This is a genomic window from Mesorhizobium sp. WSM4809, from assembly GCF_055811655.1.
Genome location: NZ_JBVVQW010000024.1, coordinates 15,593 through 40,227 on the forward strand (window position 1 = coordinate 15,593; position 24,635 = coordinate 40,227).

The window sequence follows — 24,635 nt, forward strand, 5'->3', positions numbered from 1 at the left end:
TTCACCAAAAAAAATCCCAACCGGCCCGTTCTCGGCGCGCGAGCCGGAACGGGCCAAGGCGGAAAACTAGTTAAAATCGAAGGACGACCGAAGGTCCCCGTCGGCGGTAGCACCGGACGCGACGGCGGCCATGCCGCCAGTAACTGCGGCAAACCCGTCTCCAGCCTCGCCGGCGGCGGCGGTGGGGACGGTGGTGCCAGTCCCGATGGTAGACTTGCTGCACTTCTGCCTGTGCATCTTCGTCAAAGGTCGCTGTTTGTGGCGTCTCAAGTTCATCGAGGATGCCGCGTCCGGCTCCTGGAACACCCGCCACTGCGTCGATTGGGCGGACAGCGCTTGCAAGGGCCGCTGCCCCGGCAACACCAAACATTGCAGTCAAGAAGGATCGCCGATCCATAATAAACCTCCCAAGGTACCTGAGCTAAAAAGAGCGCGCTGCCGAATGAGCAGCCCAGCGCACGGTGAAATACAGGACCCGCCAGCCGCCGAAGCGGCTCACGGGTCCTATCAGCGCAGGAAGGGACGTACCGCGCCGATCCACGTCATGTCAGCCAAGGACTATCCCCATCACCAGGAAGGTGATGGCTGTTGCCAAAATCGGTGCGAGCAACCATCGCGCCTGGCCGACACTTTTTTCCACTGTTTCTCTCCGCGTTTGCAGAGACAACAACCTTCAGGCCTAAGCCGTTCCGCCTACTCCCAACGGGTAAGACCATTGCGTTTGCCAATCAGACTTTGGTCCTGCGCCAGGTTCAGCCAGAAGCCCGTATGAGGAACGTTTGGCCTGGCGACGTGTTCGGGTGGCCAGCCGATCGTGCTGCCGCCAGTTACCAGAGGAGAAAAACTATGAGGATGCACCTAAGCAGCGCCGCTGCGGCGCTCTTGCTGTTGGCCAGCGTCGGCGCAGTTGCGGCACAGGATGTGGTTGTCACACAGGAACAGGACACCGTCGTGCGCGAATACGTGAAGAAGCAACCCTTGGCTTCTGTGAAGCTTCCGGGGATGGAGTTGAACGTCGGCACGGCTCTACCAGACACGGTCGAGCTCCACGAGGTCCCCAACGTCAAATACCGCTGGTCGACAACCGAACGGTTCTGGTGGACCCGAGCACACGCAAGATTGTGAAAGTCTACGACTGAAACTTCGAACCGGCCACGCCCGCCGGCAGGGATGGCGGCGGGGTGTGCTCGTCAAACCGCCGCTGAAATCGGACAAATGAAAATGATGAGCCCTGAAGTCGAGACGTCGCAAGCGCTCGTGGCGCGCCTGGCTGATCTCCAGGCGAAAGCGCGGGCAGCACCTATAAACGAAGCCGAAATAAAGACCTTCCAAAAGCTCGCAGCCGTCACGGACAACAGTTGCGGTCATTCGGCTCGGGATTTGGCCGTTCCAGGTTCGATGACGACATAGTGGTGCACGAGGTCACACCCTGATCGCCGCCGCCAAAATCCGGTTCTGCCTGCGGATCGCCGCGCGCAGCTCCGGGTATCTATGCTCCAAAATATCCCAATTTGGCTGCCTTCTATGACGCGCTCGCAACCTGGGCGGATGCCCCAATCCTGGTGAACGTGTTCCGCACCCTGACAGACTTGTTGACGTAGGCGACCCAGAGCCCTGTCACCACAAACGAGACTATGGGGGCCACCAGCGCATCGCCTGCGAGCACCAGGCTCACCGGAACGCCCAGAACTGACGCAACCCAGATCGTGTCCAGGATAAACACGACGGGAATCGCCAGCCACTGGAGCAGAAACAATTGCGGAAAGCGGCGGCTACGCCGCAGCATCGAAACGAGCACAATCAGCTGAAGCGCCAGAAATGCCAGATTGAGGGCAACCTCGCCATACACCGCCAGCGGCCCATTCGAGAGGGTCATGAGTTGCTGGTAGCCGTCGGTCGAATTGGCGAAGTCGGCAAGCGTCCGCAATGGTGACACTGCCTGACCGATAGCCAGCAGCATCAGCCAGCCGCCGAAGCCCACAAGAGCCTCAGGATTCTGTGACGGCTTCGCGGCTGATCGAACGGCAAGGAAAACAGGCACGCCGATCAACAGCAGCAAGATCGCCCAATGCCAGACTGAAAACGTCCCCATTTACCCCTCCCCCTATTATGCCCTCCTAGGTTGTACCAGATTTCAAACTCAACTCAAGAGGCGACCCGCGTCTGAAACCAGGTCTTGTGCGGAAGCGACGCTTTCTCCTGCCTGCTCCTGACGTGTCACACCCCAATCGCCGCCACCAATATCCTATTCTGCCTCCGTATCGCCGCGCGCAGTTCCGGTATCTTCGCCGCGTCACGCTTCACGAATTCGATGAACATCATGTTCATGTTGTTGAAGATCAGTTCGCCGAGCGCTGCACCGTCGATGTCCTGGCGCACCAGGCCAATCTCCTGCAGCCGGGCGATCAGGGCGCGGATCTGTTCGGTCAGGGCGCGGTCGAGCGCGGTGTAGGCCTGGCCGAACGGGCTGTCGGGCAGTTGCGTCGAGATCGCCATCGCCTGCCGCCACATCTCCTTGCTGAGATAGTGCAGCGAGTGCTCGATATAGATGCCGACCAGCGTGTCCAGCGCGTCGCCGACATTGGCCGGCGGCTTGGCGACGACGCCTTGCCCGGCATTCAGCACCTCGTTGACCTCCAGCGAGACGATGGCGCCGAGGATGTCGCCCTTGTTCTCGTAGTAGTTGTAGATCGTCCCGACAGAGACCTCGGCCTGCGCGGCGATCGCCTCGATCTTGGCGCCTTCGTAGCCGGCCTCGCGAAACAGTTCGGCCGCCGCCTCGATGATACGCCGGTGCCGGTCCGCCTTTTGCCTAGCCCGCAATCCGCTCATTCCCAGCCTCTTGCCACAAAACAGAATTGACTCAATTTTAGAATTGGTTCAATTTTTTGCAAGAAGCCACAAAGGCAAGGGAGAACACTCGATGTCACACACAGCCAGCAATCCGCTTTCCATCCTGAAGACCCGTTTGCGCACAGCTGCCGCAGCCGCGGCGCTGCTGCTTTCGACGAGCGCGCAGGCCGCCGATCTCAACGCGCTGATCTGGTGCGATCATGCCGATCCGGCCTTGCTGCAGCCTTTCGAGGAGGCCAATGGCGTCAAGGTCAACGTCAAGGAATTCGAGGGCACCGGCGCCGGCCTCGCCATCGTGGAGCAGTCGCAGCCGGGCGACTGGGACGTGATGGTGATCGACAGCATCGACGTGCCGCGCGGCGTCGAGAAGGGACTGTTCGAGCCATTGCCGGAAGACAAACTACCGCTGGCCGATCTGTTTCCGCAGGTGAAGATGGACAGCTCCACCGTGGCCGGCGGCAAGCGCTACGGCATCACCGAAAAGTTCGGCTACAACACGATCGGCTACAACAAGACCAAGGTCGATCCGGCCGACATGCAGTCGATGGCGGCACTCACCGGCGACAAGTACAAGGGCAAGGTCGCCATTTACGACTACTACCTGCCGGTCATCGGCATGGCCGCACTGGCGATCGGCAAGAAGACGGCCGATCTCACCGAAGCCGACCTGCCCGCCCTCAAGGACGAGCTCTTGAAGATGAAGGCCAATGCCAAGCTGGTCGGCGAAGTGACCGCCAGCCAGACGGCGCTTGCGACCGGCGAGGTCGACATATTGGTCGGCGGCGGCGAATGGGTGACGGCGGGCCTGGCCAAGGAAAACCCGGCGCTGGACTTCTCGGTCCCCAAGGAGGGTGCGATTCTCTGGTCGCAGTCGCTGGCCATGTTCAAGGATTCCAAGAACAAGGACATGGCGCTGAAGTTCATCCAGTACATTATGAGCCCGGAAGGCCAGGCGCGCCTTGCCACCTCCTCCTGCTATTGGGGCATGCCGGCCAACACCAAGGCCGCACTCACCGACGACCAGAAGAAGGCCCTGCGCTTCGACGAGCAGCCGGGCTTCCTGGCGCGCGCCCAGGCCTATCCGGCGCCGAACGCCGATCTCGACAAGAAGATGCAGGATATGTGGACCGAAATGCTGCAGGCGAAATGAGCCGATAGCGCTCATGAGCAGCTCGGCAAACAACGGACGTGCCCTGCCCCGGGCGGGCTCTGCTCTGCCCCGGGCGGCCCTGCCCCGGGCGGGCTCTGCCCTGCCCTGGGCGCTGGTCACGCCGGCGCTCGGCTGGACGCTGCTGTTCTTCGTGCTGCCCTTCATCGCCATGGGGTTTTCCAGCCTGACGGCGCATGAGGGCGGCGGCTTCACGGCGTCCAACTACAGCCAGTTCTTCAACAACCCGTCCTACTGGCAGGCGATGGTGAACTCGCTGCAGGTGACCGCGATCGTCACCGTAATTTCGGTGCTGCTCGCCTATCCCTTTGCCTGGATCCTCGCCGAACAGGTTCCGGAACGCTGGCAGCGGCTGGCACTGATGCTGGCCGTGCTGCCGTTCTGGACCTCCTATGTCGTGCGCTCCTACTCCTGGCTGCTGGTGCTGGCGCAGAACGGCGTCGTCAACCGGGCGCTGACCGGCTCCGGCCTCATCAGTGAGCCGCTGCAGCTCGCCAACACGCGGTTCGCCACCGTCACCGGCTTCGTGCACTTCTTCGTCATGCTGTTGACGCTGACCATCTTTGCCAACCTCAAGCAGTTGAGCCCGAGCTACCGCAAGGCGGCCGCCGATCTCGGCGCCGGGCCGGTGCGCACCTTCCTGCATGTCGTGCTGCCGCTGACCTTGCCTGGCATCATGGTCGGAGCCTTCCTGACCTTCGTGCTGTGCATCGGCGATTACATCACGCCGCAGATCTTGGGCGGCAACAACGAGCTGCTGATGCCGCAGCTGGTGATGATGCAGATCGGCAGGCGCGGCGATTTTCCGCTGGCCTCCGCACTGTCCATCATCCTGATGGCGGTGGTCACATCAGCCTATCTCGCCTGCGCGCGCTGGCTGAAGATCGAGCGGGCCTGAGATGCGCCGGATTGTCCGCATCGCCTCCTGGCTCTACGCGCTCGCCGTCTACGGCTTCATCTTCCTGCCGGTCGTCGTGCTGGTGCTGTTTTCGCTGCAGGCGACGTCGTTCCCGATCCCGCCCTTCACCGGCCCGTCGCTGCGCTGGTACGATGCGGTTCTTTCGGACACGCGGCTGACTTCGGCGCTGGTCAACTCGCTGCTGGTGGCATCCATCTCCTCGCTCGCAGCCGTCACGCTCGGCTTTCTCTCCGCCTGGGGCTTTGCCCGCTTCGTCCTGCCTGGCTCCGGCCTGCTGCGCGGGCTGATCACCCTGCCGCTGACGGTCAGCTATCTCATCATCGGGATGGGGCTGCTGGTGCTGTTCAACTGGGCCGGCGTGCCGAAATCGCTGCTTGCCGCCGGCATCGGCCATGTCGTGATCAACCTGCCGCTGTGCTTTGCCATCATCTACAGCCAGATGGGCGACCACCAGATCAACATCGAGCGTGCCGCGCGCGACCTCGGCGCGCCGGAATGGAAGGTGCTGCTGCTGATAACCGTGCCGGTCATGGCGCCCGCCATCTTCGCCGGCTTCTTCCTGTCGATGACCTTCTCCTGGGACGAGTTCGTGATCTCCTTCCTGCTCACCCGCTTCGACACCACGCTGCCGGTCGAAATCTGGAACCTCCTGCGCTCCGGCCTCAACCCCAAGACCAACGCCGTCGGCTCGCTGGTCTTCGCGGTTTCCATCGTGCTAGTCGTGCTGTTCGAATTGACATTGCTGCGCAGGAGAAAGGCATGACTGCGCCTTTGGTCGATATTCGCTCCGTCTCGCATCGCTTCGGCCAGCACACCGTGCTGAAAGACGTTTCGCTGCAGATCGAGCCCGGCAGCTACACGATCCTGCTCGGGCCGTCCGGCTCCGGCAAGACGACGCTGCTCTCCATTCTGGGCGGCTTCGTCACCCCCAGCGAAGGCAAGGTGTTCATCCGTGGCGAGGACTGCACCTCGGTGCCGCCGGCCAAGCGGCCGACGACGACGGTGTTCCAGGACTATGCGCTGTTCCCGCATATGAGCGTCGGCAGCAATGTCGGCTTCGGCCTGCGCATGCAGGGCGTCGACGGTACGACGCGCGCTGCAAAGGCGCGTGAGGCGTTGGCGCTGGTCGGATTGGCTGTCGCCTTCGACAAGAAGCCGCACCAGCTCTCCGGCGGCCAGCGGCAGCGCGTGGCGCTGGCGCGGGCGCTGGTGATCGAGCCGGCGGTGCTTCTGCTCGACGAGCCGCTCGGCGCGCTCGATCTCAAATTACGCAGGCAGATGCAGGACGAGTTGAAAGCGATCCAGAAGCGCGTCGGCACCGCCTTCATCCACGTCACCCACGACCAGGAAGAAGCGATGGCGCTGGCCAACCATTGTGTGGTGATGAATGACGGGCGCATCGAGGACGAAGGCCCGCCCGAGCGCGTCTATCACAGGCCGGCGACGCGCTTTTCCGCCACCTTCATGGGCGAAAGCTCGATCCTTGCCGGCACAGTCACAGAGGCGAAGGAGAGGACAAGCACCGTCGCCACGCCCGTCGGGCCGGTCTCGCTGCCCGGCGCGCTGCCGGTGGGCTCCGCCGTTGCGCTGGCCATACGGCCGGAGCATCTTGTCCTCGGCGAGGCCAGCGGCGGTGTCAGGCTCGGCACGGCTGAGGTGAGCGATGTCGTCTTCCAGGGCAGCTTCAAGCGCGTGCTTGCGGTTTCCATCGAGGACCCCTCGCTTCACTTCATCGCCAAATTGCCCGCGACGGCGGCCGTCCAGCCGGACGACACGGTCGCGATTTCCTGCAATACCGACCAGATTATTCTGCTGACGGACTGAGCTTTTCTGACGGATTGAACATGGCAACACTTCCGCTCATCGAGGCACCCGACTGGTACGACACCATCCGCATGAGCGATGGCGTGACCTTGATCCACGAGCCGTGGATAAAACCGTTCTTCCGCTGCAATATGTGGCATGTGCGCGGTCGCGATCGCGATCTCCTCTTCGACACCGGCCTCGGCCATTTCAGCCTCCGGCGTCACGTGCCGCTGGTGAGCGAGCGCAAGCTGATTTGCGTCGCCAGCCACACGCATTTCGACCATATCGGTTGCCACCACGAATTTCCCGAGCGATGCGTGCACGCCGCCGAGGCCGGCATCCTCGCCGATCCGCGCAATGAATGGACGGCAGCCGGCACCTATGCGACCGACGAGATGTTCGATCGCATGCCGCAAGGCTGGGACACGGCGCGCTACGGCATTTTGCCTGCGCCCGCCGGCCGTTTGCTCGACCAGGGCGATGTCGTCGATCTCGGCGACCGTGCCTTCGAGGTGATCCACACGCCCGGCCATTCGCCCGGCGGCATCGCGCTCTACGAAAACAGGACGGGCATCCTGTTATCCGGCGATATCATCTATGACGGCCCGCTGATCGACGATGTCTACCACTCAGACATTCCCGACTACATGGCGACGCTGATGCGCCTGCGCGACCTCGATGTCTCGGTCGTGCATGGCGGCCATTTTCCCAGCTTCGGCAAGGTGCGCTACCGCCAGCTTGTCGACGAGTATCTGGCGCAGAAGCGGCAGGCCGGCTGCCATCTGCGGCAGCCCTGAAGCAGTTAGCGCATCAGTTCGAAATGCCGGGGGAACGCTTGGTGGAGCAGGAGCAGCATGGTCTTGCGCAGCACATTGGTGTCACGGCTGGACGGATTGAGATGATCCCAATACCAGGCGCCATGAACCAGATAATTCAGGCTCTCCGACAGCGTATCGATGTCGACGCCGGTATAACCGCCACTGCGCGAAATCTCGATCAGCAGCTCGCGCGCCTCGGCGGTGTAGGCAAGGTCGCTCGGCAGGCCGATTTCGTTGTAGATCTGCATGCTCTTGCGGTCGCTGGAGAACACGACAAAAACTGAAACCCATTTCGGGTGCTGGCGGGCGAAACGTTGCGCGCAATCGACCGCGCCCAGAGCCCGCTCAACCGGCGACAGGCCGGGCGCCCGCACCAACGTCACCCACAGCTCATCGTATCGATCGCTGAGATACTGCAGGACGGCGCGAAACAGGTTCTCCTTGCTGCGGAAATGGAAGACGACCAGGGCATTGGACGAGCCGACATGTTCGGCGATGCGCTGCATGGTGACGCTTGCCAGCCCCTCCTCCGCGATCAGCTCGATGGTGGCGTCGATGATCCGCTGTACGCTGGCTTCGCCGCGCTCGCGCCGACGGTCCTTGGGCGGCGCGGCATCGTTTGCCGCACGCCCATTCTTCGCCGTTGCGCCTTTGCGTTTTGCCGCCGCAGCCTTTTGTTGCGCCATCTTCGTCCAGCTCCTTTCGGACCTTCTGGCGCGATCACCGGCGCCACCACAGATTCGTCTATTCGAGGTGTCCGGCGTCGGCTCTCCAACCGCGGCAAGAGCCGCATCGCCCTGTTATAGCGACGGACGCGTTTCGGCGTTTGTGTACCACTGCCCGTTGGCCGTCTCATAGGCCATGGCCGCTCGGAAAACATCGGCATCGCAATAGGTGCGGCCGACGATCTGGATGCCTGTCGGCACGCCGCTTGCCGCCCGACCCGAAGGGATGGACAGAACCGGACAACGGCTCATCATGTTGAACGGCGTCGTCATCACCCATCCCAACGACGGGTTCACCTGCTTACCGTTGATCTCGACCGTACCCGTGGTCTGATCGAACTCCGCCGGCACGGAAGGAAGCGCGTTGGTCGGGCAGATCAGCACATCGTAGGTCTCCAGCAGCGGCCCCAGCGTCTGGTACATCCTGGCCGCCACGTCGAGTGTTCCGACAAAGTCCGTCGCCTTCGACTTTTGCCCGTCCTCGGCGAACTGCCTGGCATAGCTCGTCATGTCCTTGCCGTGCTTCTTGAGCAACTGCGACAGCGATGCGCCGAACAGATGCTCGAGATAGGCCATGCCCGCCCTGAGCACTTCGTCGCCCCAGCCCAGATCGACTTGCTCGACCGTGGCGCCGAGCGAACGGAACACATCGCAGGCGGCAAGCGTGTTCTTGCGCACGTCCGGGTCGACTTCGAAAGAACCAAGGTCCATCGAGAAAGTAATCTTCCAGCCCTTGATCGGCTTGTAGTCGAGCGGCAGGCGCAGTTTCGGGCGCAGCGTGGCGATGTCGAGCGGGCTTGGTCCGGCCATCACATTCTGCAGCAGGATCGCATCCCCGACGTTTCGCGCCAGCGGTCCGGTGTGGCAGTAGAAGTCGAGGTTGAATGGCGGCTCGTCCGGATTGCGCCCGTAAGGCGGCTTGAAGCCGACAAGACCGCAGGCCGACGCGGGAATGCGGATCGATCCGGCAATGTCCGAACCGGTGGCGATCGACGACGTGCCGGATGCCAGCGTCGCCGCGGAGCCTCCCGACGAACCGCCGGGCGTGAAATCCGGGTTCCACGGATTGCGCGTCACGCCCCAGCGTTTCGACCAGGTGTAGCCGGCGCAGCTGAATTCAGGCGTCGCCGTGCGGGCATGGACAATGCCTCCGGCCTTGATGATGCGCTCGTTCATCGTCGAGGTATGGCCACCGATAGCATCCCCGGACAGCAGCGAGCCGTGCGAGGTCGGCTTGCCCTTGATGTAGCTCTCGTCCTTGATGCCGATCGGCAGGCCCTCGAGCGCCCCGGTCTTGGCACCGCTGGCGTATTTCGCCTCGGCTTTCCTGGCCAGGTCCATCGCCTCGTCGAAATGCGTGAAGGTGAGGCAGTTGATCGTCGCCTTGGTGGCTTCGGCGCGGCGGATGGTGGCCTGCATCAGTTCGACGGGCGAAAGCTTCTTCGCCTTGAACAGCCGCAGCGCCTCGCTGGCCGGCATGTAGCAAAGGTCGAGATCGGTCATGGGAAGTCTCCTGCGATCTGCGCATCGCGTTTGGCATGGACGGAAGATGACCGCGCCGCGTGCGGCGGCGCGGGAAAGCCTGGTCAGGTCATTTCTGCAGGTCGGTCCAGATCTTCGTGTAGAGCGCCTGCACATCGGGCGGGCAGGCCAGCATGAACTGGCCCTTGGCGGCGAACTCGGCGGGAATGTTGACTTCCGGCGCGGTCTTCATGTCGTCGGGCATGAAGGCTTCCGAGCCCTTGATGCCGTTCGAATAACGCGCAAAGGCTGAGATCAGTGCCGCATTCTGCGGATTCATGATGAAGTTCTGGAACAGCTTGGCGTTGTCGACATTCTTGGCGTCCTTGAGGACAGCGACATTGTCCATCCAGATCGGATAGCCTTCCTTGGGATAGCCATAGACGATCTTGTCGTTCTCAAGCCGTTCGCGCAGCGATATGCCGTTCCAGTTGACGCCCGCGGCGATGTCGCCCCTGCCCAAGCCATCGACGGCCGCATAGTCGAGCGAAAGCCATTTCGCCTTCGCCTCCACCAGCCTGTCATGCACCTTCTTCAGCATCTGCATGTCGCTGCTGCAATATTTGCCACCCTCGTAGGCGATGGCGAGGAACATGATGTCACCCATTTCGGGTACGACATTGATCTTGCCGACGAGTTCGGGAGGTGGGTCGAGGAAGATCGCCGATGTGTTCGGATCGCCGGCATAGACCGACTTGTTCACCGAAATGCCGGTCGTGCCCCACTGCCATGGAACGGTGTATTTACGGCCTGGATCGAATGGAACATCGACCCACCTGGGATCGACGTTCTTGAAGTTTTCCATCTTGTTGGGATCGGTCTCCAAGAGCAGACCTTCGCTGATCCAGACCGGCACGACGCTCGCCGAAGGCACGACGATGTCATAGCCGGAGGCGCCCTGCCGGACCTTGGCCAAGGCGGTATCGTTGGAGTCATAGTCGGTGACGGTGACCTTGACCTTGTAGGTCTCCTCGAACTTCTTGATCAGGTCGGGGCTGGTGTAGTTGCCCCAATTGTAGATGTTGAGCTCGCCGTCGGCACGGGCCACGCCCGTGACAGTCAGCAGCGACAGGCCGATGGCCGTCGCGGTCAGTTTCCAGTTCATGCTGCTTGCTCCCATTGTTGGGACCGGCGGCACTACGGCCCCAGGTCCGTTTCCTGCTGACGAAAAGATGGCCGCGGCAATGCCGACCGGCTCGAGCCCGGCCGTCGACATCGCAGTTGCGGCATGCGGCGCGCCGGCAACGGCAAGCCGCATCGTGGTCGAGATATTTCCCTCTTCATTGTGGCCATTCACCGGCTGGCGCCGGCTGTCCAACTCAATTCGCGACCTCAGGAGTAACTATGACTAAACATACAGTCAATATCTTTCCGCGGGTACGGCCATTGCTCGGCGATTGACGATGCGCCCGATGAGATGGTGACTGAGTGAGCAGGCAGAAAGAGGTTTAGCCGCGATACCGGACGCGTCAGGCCGTGGAGGCCGAAATGCTCGCGGCCGCAATTCGCTGGCGGAACCAATCGAAGGTGCGCCCGATGCCTTCCTGATAGCTCGTCCTCGCTTCCCAGCCAGGAAGGACATGCCTCGCCAAAGTCAGGTCCGGACACCGATTTGTCGGATCCTGGGGAGCTGGAGGGTGGTGCTCGATGCGGCTGCCGGGGACAAGCGATCTTACGAATTCCGCGATGCGCAGGACCGAAACCTCGTGGTCGTTGCCAATGTTCAGAGGACCGCGATGCGAGACGCCGTCGCGCCAGAAGTAACGTTCCAGCCCCTCGACGGTGTCGTCGACATAACCCCAACTGCGCGATTGAGAGCCGTCGCCATAAACCGTCAGAACCCCGGTTGTCAGTGCCTGGATGGCAAAATTCGAGACGGCGCGTCCGTCGTCGATGCGGGTTCGTGGCCCATATGTGTTGAATATCCTGACGACGCGAATGTCGAGCCCGCCGACCCGCTGCTGCTCGAACAGCAATGCCTCTGTGCAGCGCTTGCTTTCATCATAGGAAGCCCTGGGACCGGTGCAGTCCACCGATCCCCTGTAACTCTCGGGTTGCGGTGAAACCAGGGGGTCGCCGTAGACTTCCGAGGTCGAGGCGAAGCAGAAGCGACCGCCGGACTTGAGCAGCGTCAGGAGATTGAGCGCGCCGCCGATATTGGCCTTGATCGTGCGTACCGGCTCGCGCATGTACCAAAGCGGCGACGCCGGCGAGGCGAGATGGATGATCTCATCGAAGCGCTGAAGGGATGAAAAGCTTTCGGCGTCGGCAATCTGCAGATCGAAACGCGGATCGGCGACATGCGCGATGTTGTCTCGCGTCCCGGTCCAAAGATTGTCGACGACGACCAGCTTTTCCACATCGCTTCGCCGCAACAGACGGTCGACCAGATGCGAGCCCAGGAAACCGCAGCCGCCAGAGATCAACACGCTGCGTGACATGGAAAACCCCCGCTCCAGACACCGGCCAGTCAACGAGCCCAGGGCTTGTTTCCCAACAACAGCGGATGCGAGCTACCCAAAAGCCTTTCCGCCAATCGATGCACCCATCTACACCGCCAAGCGCCGCGAGTGCAAACAGCAAGCCTTCACAAGTGGAACGTGCGGCGGCCGACCGGCCTCTGCTGTTAAGCAGAGAAACTGCCGCGCGATGTCGCGCATCGAAGCGACCGCCGATGCTGCCCGTCATCGCGAGGATGATCAGGACATTTCAGGGCTACAGCGCCCTTTGCGGGCATGGCGCCCCGGCTGCATCACCACAGCGCGACGCCGTGGGCTGCGGCCGGAAGCTCGTCTCTTCGGACTGGCGCACCAGTTCGGCAAAGAGCAGCGCGAAGCTTCCCAGCATCAGGAAGACGATGATCAGGCGTGTTACCGGCAATATGTCGGCCTCGACTGGCTAGCCCCCACGCCACCCATCCACTGCCGGCTAACATGACCGATCCGGCTTTACGAGACTTTAAGGCCCGTCTTAACCATCACATTCGCGTAGCCTTTGACATGATCCGCGAACGGCATGCCCGCATCCGCCGATCGGCATGGCCGTACCATCCGGGATGGCGTTGCCATCCGGGATGGCACCTCCCTTTGCAGACGTACCCCGCCCATGCTACCCCGGCGCTGGCGCGGCCCAGCAACCGGCCGCTGCCAATCGGTCGTCATCGGGGAGCCATGAGCAAAGCCGCCAGCCGCATCGCCTTCGTCTCGTCCGACACCGCCGACGCCAAGACGGCGCTGGAAAGCCTGTCGGCGCGCTATGGCCAGTCTTCCGTCGAGGAGGCCGGGATCGTCGTTGCGCTTGGGGGTGACGGCTTCCTGCTGCAGACCCTGCGCGACACGATGGGGACCGGCAAGAAGGTCTACGGCATGAACCGTGGCACCATCGGCTTCCTGATGAACGAGTATCGTTCCGGTGGCCTCACCGAGCGTCTCGAGGCCGCCGTCGCCGAAACGATCCGCCCGCTGGAGATGCTGGCCGTGACCTCGGAAGGCGAAACGATTTCAGCACTGGCGATCAACGAGGTGGCGCTATGGCGCCAGTCGTACCAGACGGCCAAGATCCGCATCACCGTCGACGAACAGGTCCGGCTTGAGGAACTGAACTGCGACGGCGTCATGATCGCAACCCCGGCCGGGTCCACCGCCTACAATCTTTCGGCGCATGGACCGATCCTGCCGCTCGACGCGCCGCTGCTGGCGCTGACCCCGGTCAGCCCGTTTCGCCCGCGCCGCTGGCGCGGCGCGCTGCTCTCCAACAAGGCGACCGTCCGCTTCGACATCCGCGAGCCGGAAAAGCGGCCGGTAAACGCCGCCGCCGACCATACCGAGGTCAAGGCCGTGACCTCGGTGACGGTGCGAGAATCACCAACGGCGACAGCAACGTTGCTGTTCGATCCCAATCATTCCTGGAACGAGCGTATTCTCGCCGAACAGTTCCGCTATTGAGCCGGCGCTGCGACCGACAGGTCGATTAAGCATCCCGATTAAGGTTACAACTTCACAATCGTGCCATTGCTGCCCGTTTCTGTTGACAAATCGAGGGCTTGCTCCTAATTGCAATACCAATCTTGCAGGCGCGTGGCGCTTGCCGCGACAGACGCCATTAGACGCCGTTGCGCTTCCCCGAACCAGCCAAAGACAACAACACTTGTCCTCAGACACCACGACCGCTCCAGAAGCGTTGACCTTTTCAGACCTCGGCCTGTCGCCGAAGGTCCTTTCCGCAGTCACCGACGCCGGCTACACCGAGCCGACGCCGATCCAGGCGGGCGCCATTCCGCATGCCCTGCTGGGCAAGGACGTGCTGGGCATTGCCCAGACCGGCACCGGCAAGACGGCCTCCTTCGTGTTGCCGATGCTCACAAGGCTGGAAAAGGGCCGCGCCCGCGCTCGCATGCCGCGCACGCTCATTCTGGAGCCGACGCGCGAGCTCGCCGCTCAGGTCGAGGAAAACTTCGTCAAATACGGCAAGAACCATAAGCTCAACATCGCGCTTCTGATCGGCGGCGTGTCGTTCGACGAACAGGACAAGAAGCTGGAGCGTGGCGCCGACGTGCTGATCGCGACGCCCGGCCGTCTGCTCGATCACCGCGAGCGCGGCAAGCTGTTGCTCAACGGCGTCGAGATCCTCGTCATCGACGAAGCGGACCGCATGCTCGACATGGGCTTCATTCCCGACATCGAGCGCATCTGCGAAATGATCCCGTTCACCAGGCAGACGCTGTTCTTTTCGGCGACGATGCCGCCCGAAATCACCAAGCTCACCGAAAAGTTCCTGCACGCGCCGGTCCGCGTCGAGGTTTCGAAGGCAGCATCCGCCGCCACCAACATCATCCAGCGGCTGGTCAAATCAGGCTCCAAGCCGTGGGACAAGCGCGAGACGCTGCGCAATTTGATCAAGGCCGAAGACGCAGAACTGAAGAACGCCATCATCTTCTGCAACCGCAAGGTCGAAGTGTCGGAGCTGTTCCGCTCGCTGCTGAAGCATGATTTCGACGCCGGTGCGCTGCATGGCGACATGGACCAGCGCGCGCGCATGCAGATGCTGGCCAATTTCCGCGACGGCAAGCTGCGCTACCTCGTCGCTTCCGACGTTGCCGCGCGCGGCCTCGACATCCCCGATGTCAGCCATGTCTTCAACTATGACGTGCCGATCCACGCCGAGGACTATGTCCACCGTATCGGCCGCACCGGGCGCGCCGGACGCTCCGGAAAATCCTTCACCATCGCGACCAAATCTGACACCAAATACATCGATGCCATCGAACGTCTGATCGGCAACAAGATCGAGTGGCATGACGGCGACTTGTCGACGGTGGTTGCCAGCGAAGGCGAGGACGATGCTCCGCGCCGTGGCAAGGGCGCGCCGCGCCGTGCCGGACGCAAGGACGACGACCGCGGCAGGGAAAAGAGCGGCGAGCGCAAACCGCGCGAACGCCACGCCAAGCGCAGCGAAGATGCCGCACCGGAAACAGTCCGCGAGGATCAGCCGGTGGCCGAGGCCGCAGCCGCCGACATCGGCGAACGGCGTTCGCGCAAGGAAGCGATCCGTTCGGAAAACACCGAGCGCAAACCATCCGATCGCAATGAACAGCGCGCACCCGAACGCGGCGACACCCGGCCGCAGCGCGACAACAGCCGCCCTGCCCGCCAACGCCACCAGGAAGACAATGATTCCACCGTTGGCTTCGGCGACGACATGCCGGCCTTCATGCGGATCATCGCCAAGGTCTGATCCCGACCGCTTCGAAAGCAAGCAAGCCATCGGGCTTGCCTTCTCGGCAACGCTCTTTCAGCCTGGCTCGCCCGTTACATCGGCCCGGGCATCATCTTGGTCGGTTTCTCCAGCATCGGAAACTCGGCCTTGCTGCATTTCACGTTCGGGTTCGTCGGACTGAACATGCCGTTCGGGTTGTCCCCGAGCCAGGCGTGAAGATCATAGTGGACGAACTCCTTCGGGATGAGAGGGTAGTGCCCCTCCATAGGCCCCATGAAGGTTTGGCCAAACAGCTTGGGCGGCTCCTTGGTGTCCGGCGTCAGCGGCACCAGCCATTCCACTCCGACCAACTTCAGGCCTTTCCTGGTCGGCTCGTAGATCAGCACGTTCGGCCTCATCGGATCGAGCTTCTGGCCGACACTCAGGACATTGACGAAGTGGATGCCCATGGCGCCCTTCGGGTAGTCCATCGCGCCCGGTATCTTTTCTCCGCTGTAGTGGACGCAGCCGACCGTCGACAGATAGAGGTCGCGGACGGCAGCGGTGTAATCCTCATATTTGGCGAGCGACTTCTTCAAGGCTTCGATGTCGGCCTTGTTGGCGTCCTCGGCGCGAGCCGAAGCAACGTTCAGCCACGCGCCTACCAAACCTGTCAAAACGAGGACGCCGCAGCGCCCAAGGCTGGCTGTTCTTGTCATGCATTCCTCCCAGATTTCTGATCTGGCCGTGCAAGACCGAGGCGGAAAAATGCTGATTGCGCGGCCAGTGACACCGCCTCATCCCCTCAGGAACAGCGATGATGCTATTCCTTTCCATAGCTGCGGGAAAGATGTATTTTAGCAATAACTAATTGAATAACACCAATATCCGCTCAAACAAAAACGGCCCCCCATGGGAGCCGTTTCGCATTGGTTTGCCGTACAAATCAGGTGAGCGGCGAAAGCTGGATCTCGACGCGGCGGTTCTGGGCGCGACCTTCGGCCGTGGCATTGGATGCGACCGGGCGTGTCTTGCCGAAGCCGGTGACTGCGAAGCGCCGCTGATCCACGCCCTGACCGGACAGATAGTTCGCCACCGCCAAAGCACGGCGCTGCGACAGATCGAAATTGTGCTGGTCGCCACCGGTCGAATCGGTGTGGCCGAACACGTCGACCGTGGTCTGCTTGAACTTCTTCAGCACCAGCGCGACAGAGTTCAGGACCTGGTAGAAGCCGGGCTTCACCGCATCCTGATCCGAGTTGAAGGTGATGTCGGACGGCATGTTGAGGATGATCTGGTCGCCGCTGCGGGTGACACTGACACCGGTGCCCTCGAGTTGCCGGCGCAGTTCGGCCTCGTTCTGGTCCATGGTGGCGCCGATGGCGCCGCCGGCCAGCGCGCCGATGCCGGCGCCGATCAGTGCGTTGCGGCGGTCATTGCCGCCGGCAAGCAGGCCAAGGCTTGCACCCGCCAGAGCACCAAGGCCGGCGCCGGCCGCCGTGTTGGAAATCTTCTGGTCGCCCGTATACGGATCGGTGGTGGTGCAGGCGCTCACGAGCACAGCCGTCGCCACGACGACGAGCACAGTCTTTTTCATAGGATCGTCCCTCTCCAAGTCACGCCTTGCGGTGGCGCCAAATCAGCCCTTCCCGCGACTTGTACCACGAATTGCGGCGAAAAGCGGAACGGCAAAAGCGCCGCTCACGGCTTTTCCCGAGGGACCGATACACGGTGATAGCGCCGCATCGCCGGGCCGCAATCGTTCGGATCAGGCTACCAGAGGTTCTTGCCGTCTATGACCACCACTTCGACCTTGTCGAGATCGAAATCGTCGAACAGTCGCGAGTTGACGCTGATCTTGGGATTGTCGAAATCCGGCTCGCCGGTCGACCAGTCCGGCGTTTCGGTAAAGGTGCCGCAGCCGCAGGCGGCGCAAAAACCGTGCTTTACGGTTTTCGATCCCCAGCGGTAGAAAGAGACGCTCTCCATCGGGGCTGGTGAGCTTGAATTGCGAAGGCACGTAGTAGGCCCCGAGCGAGCCGCGTTTCGAGCAGAAAGAACAGGTGCATTGCGTCACCGTCTGCGGTGCCTGCGAAACCTCGAATGTCGTCGCCTTGCAATGACAGCTTGCCTTGATGGTCATCAACGAACTCGTCCTGTCGCCCGCCACCCTGTGCGGCAAAGGCAGCATAAAGAGGTGCTCCTGACAACTGTCTGTCAGCAGGCATCACCCGAACCGCGCAAACCCGGCCTGCGGCCCCGGTCACACGCGACCGCGGACGTCCGACCGCCGTCCTGTCGTCAATAAGAGCGCGGCGGCACGAACAGGCAGATTGTCTTGCCGGCGTCGAGGCCCGCTTGGTGCGCACACCAATGGAACTCGCCGTCCGGGCTGTCCTTGACACGCTTGTCGGTCATTGGAACGATCTCACCCGTTCCGGCGATGACATAGCCCTCGGGTTTCTCCAGCACTTCGCCTGTATGGGTCGTGCGACAATCATAGTTGGCGCAGCATGCGAACGGATAACTCCAGCCCTGTGGCTTTGCCGCCGTGGGTGTGGCGTCATGCGCGAAGGCAGGTGCCGTCAGCATTGCCATAGCGCCGATCGCGAACAGGGAAAACAAAAGTCGGCCAGCCGGTTGAACGGCATTGGCCGATCTGAGTGTGGCAGCAGACATGACGCGTTCCTTTCAAACGAGCTCAAGCGTTTCGCTTGCCCGTTCCCGGAACGTATCTTCCCAGTGGCCGGATCGTCGGGTCGCAGATATGCCGCGTCCGGCCATAAATGCTTTTTCTCTCCCAGCGTTTGGATGCTGGGCTGATTCCTTGGTCGGCGCAAGAAGATGCATTCCCGACATCGTTCTATGGACGTCAGGTATCCGCTACCGCCGACGAGATGAGGCCAAGGTCAATTCCCGGCAAACGGGCGTCGAATAAACGGAATTGGCCCGCTGTGGTTCCAGCCTATTGCTGGTCAGAGCCGGCAATCACGTGCTCTTGATACTGCGGCAGGTTATCGGTGATGGTGAACCAGCCCGCCTTCGAACCGACGAAGATGTGCTCCGTTGGACGGATGGACGGGTCGTCGACGAGCGTTCCCATGGCGACATGGACGTAGGCGCCGTCGCGCACCAGCGAATAAAGCAAGGAGCCGCACCGGCCGCAATGCGCGTTATGGCCGCTTTCGTCGCCGAAGATCAGAAGCTTGTCCTCGCCTTCGGTGAGGACAAGCTTTTCACGCTCGATACCGGCGAAAGACTTGAAGGCCGAACCGGTGGTGCGCCGGCAGTCCGAACAATGGCAATTCGCGGCATAGAGGAATTCGTCGGCGACCTCGTAGTGAACCGCGCCGCAAAAGCACTTTCCGGTGAGCTTGCTCGCCAATCCTCTCCTCCGTCGCTGTGGTGCGCAGGGGTATGTTCAGATTGAGGTCAGGCTAGCCTCACCTGAACATGGACGTATCCTAATCCAGGTCTGCTACGGCTTCGCCCGCACCGCCTTCGATGCGCTGCGACAACGAGGCTTCCATAAAATCGTCGAGGTCGCCATCGAGCACGCTCGACGGGCTGGTGCTCTCGACGCCGGTGCGGAGATCCTTCACCAGCTGGTAGGGCTGCAGCACATAGGAGCGTATCTGGTGACCCCAGCCTATATCGCTCTTCGACGCTTCGGTGGCGTTTGCAACCGCCTCGCGCTTCTTCAGCTCTTCCTCATAAAGGCGCGAGCGCAGCATCTCCCAGGCCTTGGCCTTGTTCTTGTGCTGCGAACGTTCGGCCTGGCAGGCAACCGCAATGCCGGTGGCCAGATGCGTGATGCGCACGGCCGAATCGGTGGTGTTGACGTGCTGGCCGCCCGAGCCGGACGAGCGATAAGTATCGATGCGGACATCGGATTCGGAGACGTCGATCTCGATCGTGTCGTCGATGACCGGATAGACCCAGACGCTGGCGAAGGACGTATGCCGGCGCGCATTGCTGTCATAGGGCGAAATACGCACCAGGCGATGAACGCCCGATTCCGTCTTCATCCAGCCATAGGCATTGTGGCCTTTGATCATCAACGTGGCCGACTTGATGCCGGCCTCTTCGCCGTCATGCATTTCCAGCACTTCGACCTTGAAGCGACGACGCTCGGCCCAGCGCGTGTACATGCGCAGCAGCATCGAGGCCCAGTCCTGGCTTTCGGTGCCGCCGGCACCGGCATGGATTTCGAGATAGGTGTCGTTGGAATCTGCTTCACCCGACAGCAACGTCTCGACCTGGCGGGCCTTCGCTTCGCCTTGCATCGAGCGGATCGCGGCTTCGGCCTCGGCAATGACCCCCTCGTCGCGCTCTTCCTCGCCGAGCTCGATCAGGCCGATATTGTCTTCCAGCGCCTGCGTCAGACCTTTCACCGAGGCGATGCCCTCTTCGAGGCCCTGGCGCTCGCGCATCAGCTTCTGCGCTTCCAGCGGCTCGTTCCAGAGGCTGGCGTCCTCGGCGCGCACATTGAGGTATTCAAGCCGCTTTATGGCCTGATCCCAGTCAAAGATGCCTCCTCAGCAGGGTTATCGCCTGCCTGATCTCGTCGACAATATTCTGCGTTTCCGCGCGCATGGCTGGCTGTTCTGTCCTGTTTGCTGAAGTCGGTCGGCGCGATACATAGGCAGGCCGCCGCCGGCTGTAAAGCAAAATGGGCTGGCGCCAAGGCCAGCCCATCCGCTCATGAAAATCGTCAGTAGAGGCCGCCGCCGCCGGACTGGATGGCCTGGTTGGCCTGCGGTGACAACGCGCCACCGGTGGCATTGGAGCCGTCGGCGCCCATGCCGATGACCCAATAGCTGTCGGCGGGACCGGTACCCGGCTTGAAGGCTTCGATGATGGTGCCCGGATCGCCCGATGCGGCACGCATGCCGGTCTTGCGGTTGATGGCGACAAGGTTCATGCCTTCGGGCACCTTGAAGTCGACATTGGGCGTGCCGTCCAGCGCCACCCGCATGAAGTCCTTGAAGATCGGGGCCGCGAGGCCACCACCGGTGGCGCCATGGCCGAGGCCGCGCGGCGTGTCGTAGCCCATGTAGAGGCCGACGACGAGGTTGGGCGTGTAACCGATGAACCAGGCGTCCTTTTCGTCGTTGGTCGTTCCGGTCTTGCCGGCGATGTGACGGCCGAGTTCACTGATGGTGGCGCCGGTGCCGCGCTGCACGACACCTTCCATCATCGAGGTGATCTGGTAGGCCGTCATCGGATCGAGCACCTGCTCGGAATTGTCGACGAGTTCCGGCTCCGGCTGGTTCTGCCATTCGGGCGCATTGCAGCCCTGGCAGCCACGTTCGTCCTGCTTGAACACCGTCTTGCCGTAGCGGTCCTGGATGCGGTCGATGAGCGACGGTTTGATCGACTTGCCGCCATTGGCCATGATCGAATAGGCCGACACCATGCGCATCACGGTGGTTTCGCCGGAACCCAGCGCCATCGGTAGATAGGGTGCCAGATGGTCGTAGACACCGAAGCGCTCGGCATATTCGACGACCAACTTCATCCCCATGTCATTGGCAAGCCGCACCGTCATCAGGTTGCGCGACTTCTCGATGCCGGAGCGCAGGGTCGCCGGACCGGCGACGGTGCCGTCATAGTTCTTGGGCGTCCAGCTCGTGTTGCCGCTCTGGATCGTGATCGGCCCGTCCATGATCACCGAGGCCGGCGTATAGCCATTGTCGAGTGCGGCCGAATAGACGATCGGCTTGAACGAGGAGCCCGGCTGGCGCATGGCTTGCGTGGCACGGTTGAATTCGGACTGCGCATAGGAGAAGCCGCCGACCATGGCCAGCACCCGGCCGGTGTGCGGGTCCATGGCGATCAGGCCGCCTTCCACTTCGGGCACCTGGCGCAGGCTGTAGGCGCCATCGGCACCATCGTTTTTCTGCACGAAGACGACGTCGCCCGGCTTCAGCACCTCCGCCGGCGACTTGGCCTTGACGGTCTTGCCGGCAACCACATGGCGCATGGCAAAACCCATGTCCTCCTTGCTGATGGTGCCTTCGACGCGCTCCTTGACGATCTCGCCCGACGCCTGCCGTGCGGGCTGCAGGCCGATCGTCAGCCCGGTCGCCGAACTGTCGAGCACGACGGCGAGCGACCATTCGGGAACATCCTCCAGCCCCTTGACGGCGCCAAGCGGCACGCCCCAGTCGCCCGACACGTCGATCGATGTTACCGGCCCGCGATAACCGCGCAACGTGTCGTATTTCATCAACCCGTTCTGCATCGATTTGCGGGCAATGAGCTGGATCTTCGGATCGAGCGTGGTGCGGACGGAGAGGCCGCCTTCGTAAAGCGCGTTCTCGCCGTAGCGGGCGATGATCTGGCGGCGCACCTCTTCGGTGAAGTACTCGCCGGCGAACAGATAGGTGCCGCTGCGGCGCGGCGTCACGCCCAACGGCTCGGCCTTGGCCTTGTTGCCTTCCTCACGCGTGACGTAGCCGTTCTCGACCATCTGGTCGATGACCCAGTTGCGGCGCTCGATCGCGCGATCGGCATGCTTGAAAGGGTGGTAGTTGTTCGGCCCCTTGGGCAGCGAGGCCAGGTAGGCGGCCTCGGCCACGGACAGTTCGTTGACCGACTTGTCGAAATAGGTCAGCGCCGCACCGGCGACGCCATAGGCGCCGAAGCCGAAGAAGATTTCGTTGAGGTAGAGCTCGAGAATGCGATCCTTGGGATAGGCCTGCTCGATGCGGAAGGCGAGGATCATCTCCTTGATCTTGCGCTCGTAGGTCTGGTCCGAGGACAACAGGAAGTTCTTCGCCACCTGCTGGGTGATCGTCGAGGCGCCGACCTGACGCCGGCCCGAGCCGAGATTCTGCAGGTTGACGATGATGGCGCGGCCGAGGCCGGTCACATCGATGCCTGGGTGATTGTAGAAATTCTTGTCTTCGGCCGACAGGAAGGCCGCCTTGACGCGGTCCGGTATGGCCTGGATCGGCAAATACAGGCGCCGTTCGCGCGCGTATTCGGCCATCAGCGCGCCGTCCGACGCATGGATGCGGGTGGTCACCGGCGGCTCGTATTTGGCCAGCACCTCGTAGTCGGGCAGATCTTTCGACAAATGGCCGATGTAGATCGCAACGCCCGCCGCGACCAAAAGGGCCAGCGTCGTGCCGATGCCGAAAAAATAGCCAATGAGACGAATCATACCCGCTCCAGTCCTTGGTTCGGGAATTTCCTAAACGAAGCCGCCTTTCGCGCAAGCTTTCGAGCCGGTCCCAATCCGTAATCGAAAACCCTTGTCGCCGCCATGTGGACAAAATACGGCAATGCCTGATTTCGCGGTCGCGAGCCGGAAATAAAAAGCATTGGGTGTTGTCGTCGCGCAACGCCGCCTCTGGTTGCAGGCGCCGCCGGTCATGTCAACCTCCGGTTCCCGGTCCGGCCTTGGCCGACGCGAACAGCGCGACGGCGTTGGTTATACTCTGGGCCGCCTTGCCGCGCCAGTCGGCGTTGAGCAACTGCGCCTCGTCCTTGGCGTTCGAGAGATAACCGAGTTCGACCAGCACCGACGGCACGTCGGGTGCCTTGAGCACCTTGAAGCCCGCCGAACGCTGCGGATTGTTGATGAGGCCGACGCTGGTCGACAACTGGCCAACCAGCGTGTGGGCGAAACTCATCGAGAAATTGTGCGTTTCGCGGCGGATCAGGTCGATCAGGATGTCGGTGACTTCCTTGTTGTCGTTCTTGATTTCCATGCCGGCGAACTGATCGGAGAGGTTTTCTCGGTCGGCAAGCGCCTGCGCCTCGGGGTCCGAAGCCTTGTCGGAGACGGTGTAGACGGTGGCGCCGCGAATGCCCTTGACGCTGATCGTGTCGGCATGGATCGAAATAAGCAGGTCGGCCTCATGCTGACGGGCGATGCGCACGCGGTCATCAAGACGCAGGAATTCGTCTGTGTCGCGCGTCATGAACACATCATAATTGCCAACGGCTGCGAGTTTGTCGCGCAGCTCCGTGGCGAAGGCCAGCGTGACATTCTTCTCGATGGTGCCGTTCAGGCCCTCGGCACCGCCGTCGATGCCGCCATGGCCGGGATCGATGACGACGGTGAACCGATGACCCGGATTGGAAACCGGTCCGGTGCCGACCCGCCCTCCCTTGTCGGTCGAAACGGTCGATCCGGTGGTCAGCGCCTGGTTGGCCAGCGCCACGTCGAACTCGCGCTCGGATGCCGCCGACATGTCGATGGCAATGCGGTAGCCGGTTCCGTCCTCGTTCTTGAGCACGTCGAGCTTGTCGACGGCGAACGGTCCCTTGCCGGTGAGGATCAGCCGCGAAACGCCCTCGCCGAGCGCGCCCAGGCGCACGCCCTTGACCAGGCCCCGCGCCTTCAAGTCCTTGGCATCAACGGCGAATCTCGTATTCGCGAGATCGATGACAAGGCGGTTGGGACCGCGCAGCAGGAACCATTTGATATCGGGTTCGCGATCGAAGTCCATGACGATGCGCATCTTGGTGGCATCGCCAGCCATCTTGTAACCTTTTGCCACGAGCGGAGCGTCGGCGGCATTGGCTTTTGAGGACAAGGCAGATGAGACCGCCAGCAGCAGCAAGAGGCAGAAAGCGGCCAGGATCCGGCCGCCGACACGACATCCCTTGTCTGTGAAGTCCGCCAATCCCATCTCTCTTCCAGTCGCTCCCGGTTTGGCGCCCGGCGCCGGGTCGTTTCGTCGAAATGCCGGTTAGGCCGCGAACTCGATTAACGATTGGTATCCAGAGAAGGTTAACCAAGCCTTTTCATGCAAGGGCGGCAAGCTGGCTTACGCTACGGAACGGCTTTTTGCCGGCATCGGAAATCGGGGTTGCCTTCCACCCCGCCAAATCATAAAAGCGATGGTGGATCACTGCAATCCTGGAACCGCCCTCCTCCGCAGCTTCTTGCTACAGGGTCAGACGTAAAGGCGGCTCCTTTCGCTTTAGGCGAAAAGGGTTCAGGTGATCGCGACGAATTTCGCAGGCGTGCTCCCGTGGCGGGGGAATCGCCTGCGTGAGGAAAACGGCCGGGTTTGTTCCCGCGCCGGCTCTGTAGGAGCAAACAAGCTGGTCCGGTTCATCCGGGCTTTGGTTCAAAAGGTTCTGTTGGTGACGATGGCTTCAAGCGCAAT

23 protein-coding genes and 2 pseudogenes are annotated in these 24,635 nt (G+C 62.1%); 9 read left to right on the top strand and 16 right to left on the bottom strand.

Annotated features, from left to right (window positions below; all coding sequences use genetic code 11):
- Nucleotides 1-846 precede the first annotated feature (846 nt).
- Nucleotides 847-1,139 (top strand): annotated as a pseudogene (locus AC0L24_RS31105) (DUF1236 domain-containing protein).
- A gap of 383 nt (nucleotides 1,140-1,522) precedes the next feature.
- On the opposite strand, the gene AC0L24_RS31110 reads toward AC0L24_RS31105, so the two are convergent.
- A complete protein-coding gene (locus tag AC0L24_RS31110) occupies nucleotides 1,523-2,092 on the bottom strand; it encodes a DUF2569 family protein (RefSeq protein WP_292139922.1) in 570 nt (189 codons plus the stop codon).
- 125 nt (nucleotides 2,093-2,217) lie between these two features.
- On the bottom strand, nucleotides 2,218-2,832 hold the full coding sequence (locus AC0L24_RS31115; protein WP_127396424.1) for a TetR/AcrR family transcriptional regulator: 615 nt from the start codon (nucleotides 2,830-2,832) through the stop codon (nucleotides 2,218-2,220).
- Nucleotides 2,833-2,923: 91 nt separating this feature from the next.
- On the opposite strand from AC0L24_RS31115, the gene AC0L24_RS31120 reads away from it, so the two are divergent.
- Genes AC0L24_RS31120 through AC0L24_RS31140 form a run of 5 tightly spaced genes read left to right on the top strand, consistent with a single transcriptional unit; the run spans nucleotide 2,924 to nucleotide 7,543 of the window.
- Nucleotides 2,924-4,003, top strand: coding sequence for a polyamine ABC transporter substrate-binding protein (locus tag AC0L24_RS31120; protein ID WP_127396425.1), 1,080 nt, complete (start codon nucleotides 2,924-2,926; stop codon nucleotides 4,001-4,003).
- 13 nt (nucleotides 4,004-4,016) lie between these two features.
- Nucleotides 4,017-4,919, top strand: coding sequence for an ABC transporter permease (locus AC0L24_RS31125; protein ID WP_127810303.1), 903 nt, complete (start codon nucleotides 4,017-4,019; stop codon nucleotides 4,917-4,919).
- A gap of 1 nt (nucleotide 4,920) precedes the next feature.
- Nucleotides 4,921-5,703, top strand: a complete 783-nt coding sequence (locus AC0L24_RS31130) for an ABC transporter permease (RefSeq protein WP_127810302.1) — start codon at nucleotides 4,921-4,923, stop codon at nucleotides 5,701-5,703.
- Nucleotides 5,700-6,764, top strand: coding sequence for an ABC transporter ATP-binding protein (locus AC0L24_RS31135; RefSeq protein ID WP_127810301.1), 1,065 nt, complete (start codon nucleotides 5,700-5,702; stop codon nucleotides 6,762-6,764). The genes AC0L24_RS31130 and AC0L24_RS31135 overlap by 4 nt, the downstream gene beginning before the upstream one ends.
- Before the next feature lie 20 nt (nucleotides 6,765-6,784).
- Nucleotides 6,785-7,543 carry an MBL fold metallo-hydrolase gene (locus tag AC0L24_RS31140; RefSeq protein WP_127810300.1) on the top strand — a complete coding sequence of 253 codons (759 nt, stop codon included), beginning with the start codon at nucleotides 6,785-6,787 and terminating at the stop codon, nucleotides 7,541-7,543.
- 5 nt (nucleotides 7,544-7,548) lie between these two features.
- On the opposite strand, the gene AC0L24_RS31145 is transcribed toward AC0L24_RS31140, so the two are convergent.
- The 3 genes from AC0L24_RS31145 to AC0L24_RS31155 form a co-directional block, all read right to left on the bottom strand.
- Nucleotides 7,549-8,250, bottom strand: a complete 702-nt coding sequence (locus AC0L24_RS31145; RefSeq protein WP_013531378.1) for a TetR/AcrR family transcriptional regulator — start codon at nucleotides 8,248-8,250, stop codon at nucleotides 7,549-7,551.
- A 114-nt stretch (nucleotides 8,251-8,364) separates the two neighbouring features.
- Nucleotides 8,365-9,792, bottom strand: coding sequence for an amidase (locus AC0L24_RS31150; protein ID WP_473564777.1), 1,428 nt, complete (start codon nucleotides 9,790-9,792; stop codon nucleotides 8,365-8,367).
- Between the two features lie 88 nt (nucleotides 9,793-9,880).
- A complete protein-coding gene (locus AC0L24_RS31155) occupies nucleotides 9,881-10,915 on the bottom strand; it encodes an extracellular solute-binding protein (RefSeq protein ID WP_127810298.1) in 1,035 nt (344 codons plus the stop codon).
- Between the two features lie 67 nt (nucleotides 10,916-10,982).
- Here AC0L24_RS31155 and AC0L24_RS31160 point away from each other — a divergent pair, with 67 nt between their 5' ends.
- The gene (locus AC0L24_RS31160) at nucleotides 10,983-11,162 is read left to right on the top strand and encodes a hypothetical protein (protein WP_127381575.1); all 180 of its coding nucleotides are present in this window, start codon (nucleotides 10,983-10,985) and stop codon (nucleotides 11,160-11,162) included.
- Nucleotides 11,163-11,279: 117 nt separating this feature from the next.
- Here AC0L24_RS31160 and AC0L24_RS31165 read toward each other — a convergent pair whose 3' ends face one another.
- Complete coding sequence (locus AC0L24_RS31165; RefSeq protein ID WP_292703985.1) at nucleotides 11,280-12,251, bottom strand: NAD-dependent epimerase/dehydratase family protein; 972 nt, start codon at nucleotides 12,249-12,251, stop codon at nucleotides 11,280-11,282.
- 274 nt (nucleotides 12,252-12,525) lie between these two features.
- Nucleotides 12,526-12,690 carry a hypothetical protein gene (locus AC0L24_RS31170; RefSeq protein WP_164748845.1) on the bottom strand — a complete coding sequence of 55 codons (165 nt, stop codon included), beginning with the start codon at nucleotides 12,688-12,690 and terminating at the stop codon, nucleotides 12,526-12,528.
- Between the two features lie 290 nt (nucleotides 12,691-12,980).
- On the opposite strand from AC0L24_RS31170, the gene AC0L24_RS31175 reads away from it, so the two are divergent.
- Entirely contained in the window at nucleotides 12,981-13,754 is a 774-nt protein-coding gene (locus AC0L24_RS31175; protein ID WP_023812117.1) for an NAD kinase, read from the top strand.
- A 202-nt stretch (nucleotides 13,755-13,956) separates the two neighbouring features.
- Nucleotides 13,957-15,543 carry a DEAD/DEAH box helicase gene (locus tag AC0L24_RS31180; RefSeq protein ID WP_473564778.1) on the top strand — a complete coding sequence of 529 codons (1,587 nt, stop codon included), beginning with the start codon at nucleotides 13,957-13,959 and terminating at the stop codon, nucleotides 15,541-15,543.
- A 74-nt stretch (nucleotides 15,544-15,617) separates the two neighbouring features.
- Here AC0L24_RS31180 and AC0L24_RS31185 read toward each other — a convergent pair whose 3' ends face one another.
- The 9 genes and pseudogenes from AC0L24_RS31185 to AC0L24_RS31225 all read right to left on the bottom strand — a co-directional run bounded on the left by AC0L24_RS31185 (nucleotide 15,618) and on the right by AC0L24_RS31225 (nucleotide 24,152).
- On the bottom strand, nucleotides 15,618-16,223 hold the full coding sequence (locus AC0L24_RS31185; RefSeq protein ID WP_292634306.1) for a hypothetical protein: 606 nt from the start codon (nucleotides 16,221-16,223) through the stop codon (nucleotides 15,618-15,620).
- A 227-nt stretch (nucleotides 16,224-16,450) separates the two neighbouring features.
- Nucleotides 16,451-17,101 (bottom strand): YiaD family glycine zipper/OmpA-like lipoprotein, encoded by a 651-nt coding sequence (locus AC0L24_RS31190; protein WP_013531371.1) that lies wholly within the window; start codon nucleotides 17,099-17,101, stop codon nucleotides 16,451-16,453.
- 176 nt (nucleotides 17,102-17,277) lie between these two features.
- A pseudogene (locus tag AC0L24_RS31195) lies at nucleotides 17,278-17,647 on the bottom strand (GFA family protein).
- A 158-nt stretch (nucleotides 17,648-17,805) separates the two neighbouring features.
- Complete coding sequence (locus AC0L24_RS31200) at nucleotides 17,806-18,183, bottom strand: hypothetical protein (protein WP_023812122.1); 378 nt, start codon at nucleotides 18,181-18,183, stop codon at nucleotides 17,806-17,808.
- A gap of 286 nt (nucleotides 18,184-18,469) precedes the next feature.
- Nucleotides 18,470-18,889, bottom strand: coding sequence for a GFA family protein (locus AC0L24_RS31205; RefSeq protein ID WP_127395902.1), 420 nt, complete (start codon nucleotides 18,887-18,889; stop codon nucleotides 18,470-18,472).
- Between the two features lie 79 nt (nucleotides 18,890-18,968).
- Nucleotides 18,969-20,100, bottom strand: a protein-coding gene (prfB, locus tag AC0L24_RS31210) for a peptide chain release factor 2 (protein WP_127272597.1) whose coding sequence is annotated in 2 segments (ribosomal slippage) — nucleotides 18,969-20,033 and nucleotides 20,035-20,100 — 1,131 coding nt in all. Because the reading frame shifts where the segments join, the coding sequence is not laid out codon by codon here.
- Nucleotides 20,101-20,218: 118 nt separating this feature from the next.
- Nucleotides 20,219-22,675: a penicillin-binding protein 1A gene (locus AC0L24_RS31215; protein ID WP_128363348.1), complete on the bottom strand. Its 2,457-nt coding sequence runs from the start codon at nucleotides 22,673-22,675 to the stop codon at nucleotides 20,219-20,221.
- Nucleotides 22,676-22,705: 30 nt separating this feature from the next.
- Entirely contained in the window at nucleotides 22,706-22,888 is a 183-nt protein-coding gene (locus AC0L24_RS31220; RefSeq protein ID WP_127323273.1) for a hypothetical protein, read from the bottom strand.
- Between the two features lies 1 nt (nucleotide 22,889).
- Complete coding sequence (locus AC0L24_RS31225; protein ID WP_127395904.1) at nucleotides 22,890-24,152, bottom strand: N-acetylmuramoyl-L-alanine amidase; 1,263 nt, start codon at nucleotides 24,150-24,152, stop codon at nucleotides 22,890-22,892.
- Between the last annotated feature and the right edge of the window lie 483 nt (nucleotides 24,153-24,635).

Coding starts and splice junctions, on each gene's coding strand:
- AC0L24_RS31155 (WP_127810298.1), bottom strand. CDS start 10,915: ATGAACTGGAAACTGACCGCGACGGCCATCGGCCTGTCGCTGCTGACT.
- AC0L24_RS31220 (WP_127323273.1), bottom strand. CDS start 22,888: ATGACCGGCGGCGCCTGCAACCAGAGGCGGCGTTGCGCGACGACAACA.
- AC0L24_RS31140 (WP_127810300.1), top strand. CDS start 6,785: ATGGCAACACTTCCGCTCATCGAGGCACCCGACTGGTACGACACCATC.
- AC0L24_RS31175 (WP_023812117.1), top strand. CDS start 12,981: ATGAGCAAAGCCGCCAGCCGCATCGCCTTCGTCTCGTCCGACACCGCC.
- AC0L24_RS31120 (WP_127396425.1), top strand. CDS start 2,924: ATGTCACACACAGCCAGCAATCCGCTTTCCATCCTGAAGACCCGTTTG.
- AC0L24_RS31190 (WP_013531371.1), bottom strand. CDS start 17,101: ATGAAAAAGACTGTGCTCGTCGTCGTGGCGACGGCTGTGCTCGTGAGC.
- AC0L24_RS31145 (WP_013531378.1), bottom strand. CDS start 8,250: ATGGCGCAACAAAAGGCTGCGGCGGCAAAACGCAAAGGCGCAACGGCG.
- AC0L24_RS31200 (WP_023812122.1), bottom strand. CDS start 18,183: ATGTCTGCTGCCACACTCAGATCGGCCAATGCCGTTCAACCGGCTGGC.
- AC0L24_RS31150 (WP_473564777.1), bottom strand. CDS start 9,792: ATGACCGATCTCGACCTTTGCTACATGCCGGCCAGCGAGGCGCTGCGG.
- AC0L24_RS31225 (WP_127395904.1), bottom strand. CDS start 24,152: ATGGGATTGGCGGACTTCACAGACAAGGGATGTCGTGTCGGCGGCCGG.
- AC0L24_RS31115 (WP_127396424.1), bottom strand. CDS start 2,832: ATGAGCGGATTGCGGGCTAGGCAAAAGGCGGACCGGCACCGGCGTATC.
- AC0L24_RS31130 (WP_127810302.1), top strand. CDS start 4,921: ATGCGCCGGATTGTCCGCATCGCCTCCTGGCTCTACGCGCTCGCCGTC.
- AC0L24_RS31160 (WP_127381575.1), top strand. CDS start 10,983: ATGGCCGCGGCAATGCCGACCGGCTCGAGCCCGGCCGTCGACATCGCA.
- AC0L24_RS31215 (WP_128363348.1), bottom strand. CDS start 22,675: ATGATTCGTCTCATTGGCTATTTTTTCGGCATCGGCACGACGCTGGCC.
- AC0L24_RS31110 (WP_292139922.1), bottom strand. CDS start 2,092: ATGGGGACGTTTTCAGTCTGGCATTGGGCGATCTTGCTGCTGTTGATC.
- AC0L24_RS31135 (WP_127810301.1), top strand. CDS start 5,700: ATGACTGCGCCTTTGGTCGATATTCGCTCCGTCTCGCATCGCTTCGGC.
- AC0L24_RS31125 (WP_127810303.1), top strand. CDS start 4,017: ATGAGCAGCTCGGCAAACAACGGACGTGCCCTGCCCCGGGCGGGCTCT.
- AC0L24_RS31165 (WP_292703985.1), bottom strand. CDS start 12,251: ATGTCACGCAGCGTGTTGATCTCTGGCGGCTGCGGTTTCCTGGGCTCG.
- AC0L24_RS31185 (WP_292634306.1), bottom strand. CDS start 16,223: ATGACAAGAACAGCCAGCCTTGGGCGCTGCGGCGTCCTCGTTTTGACA.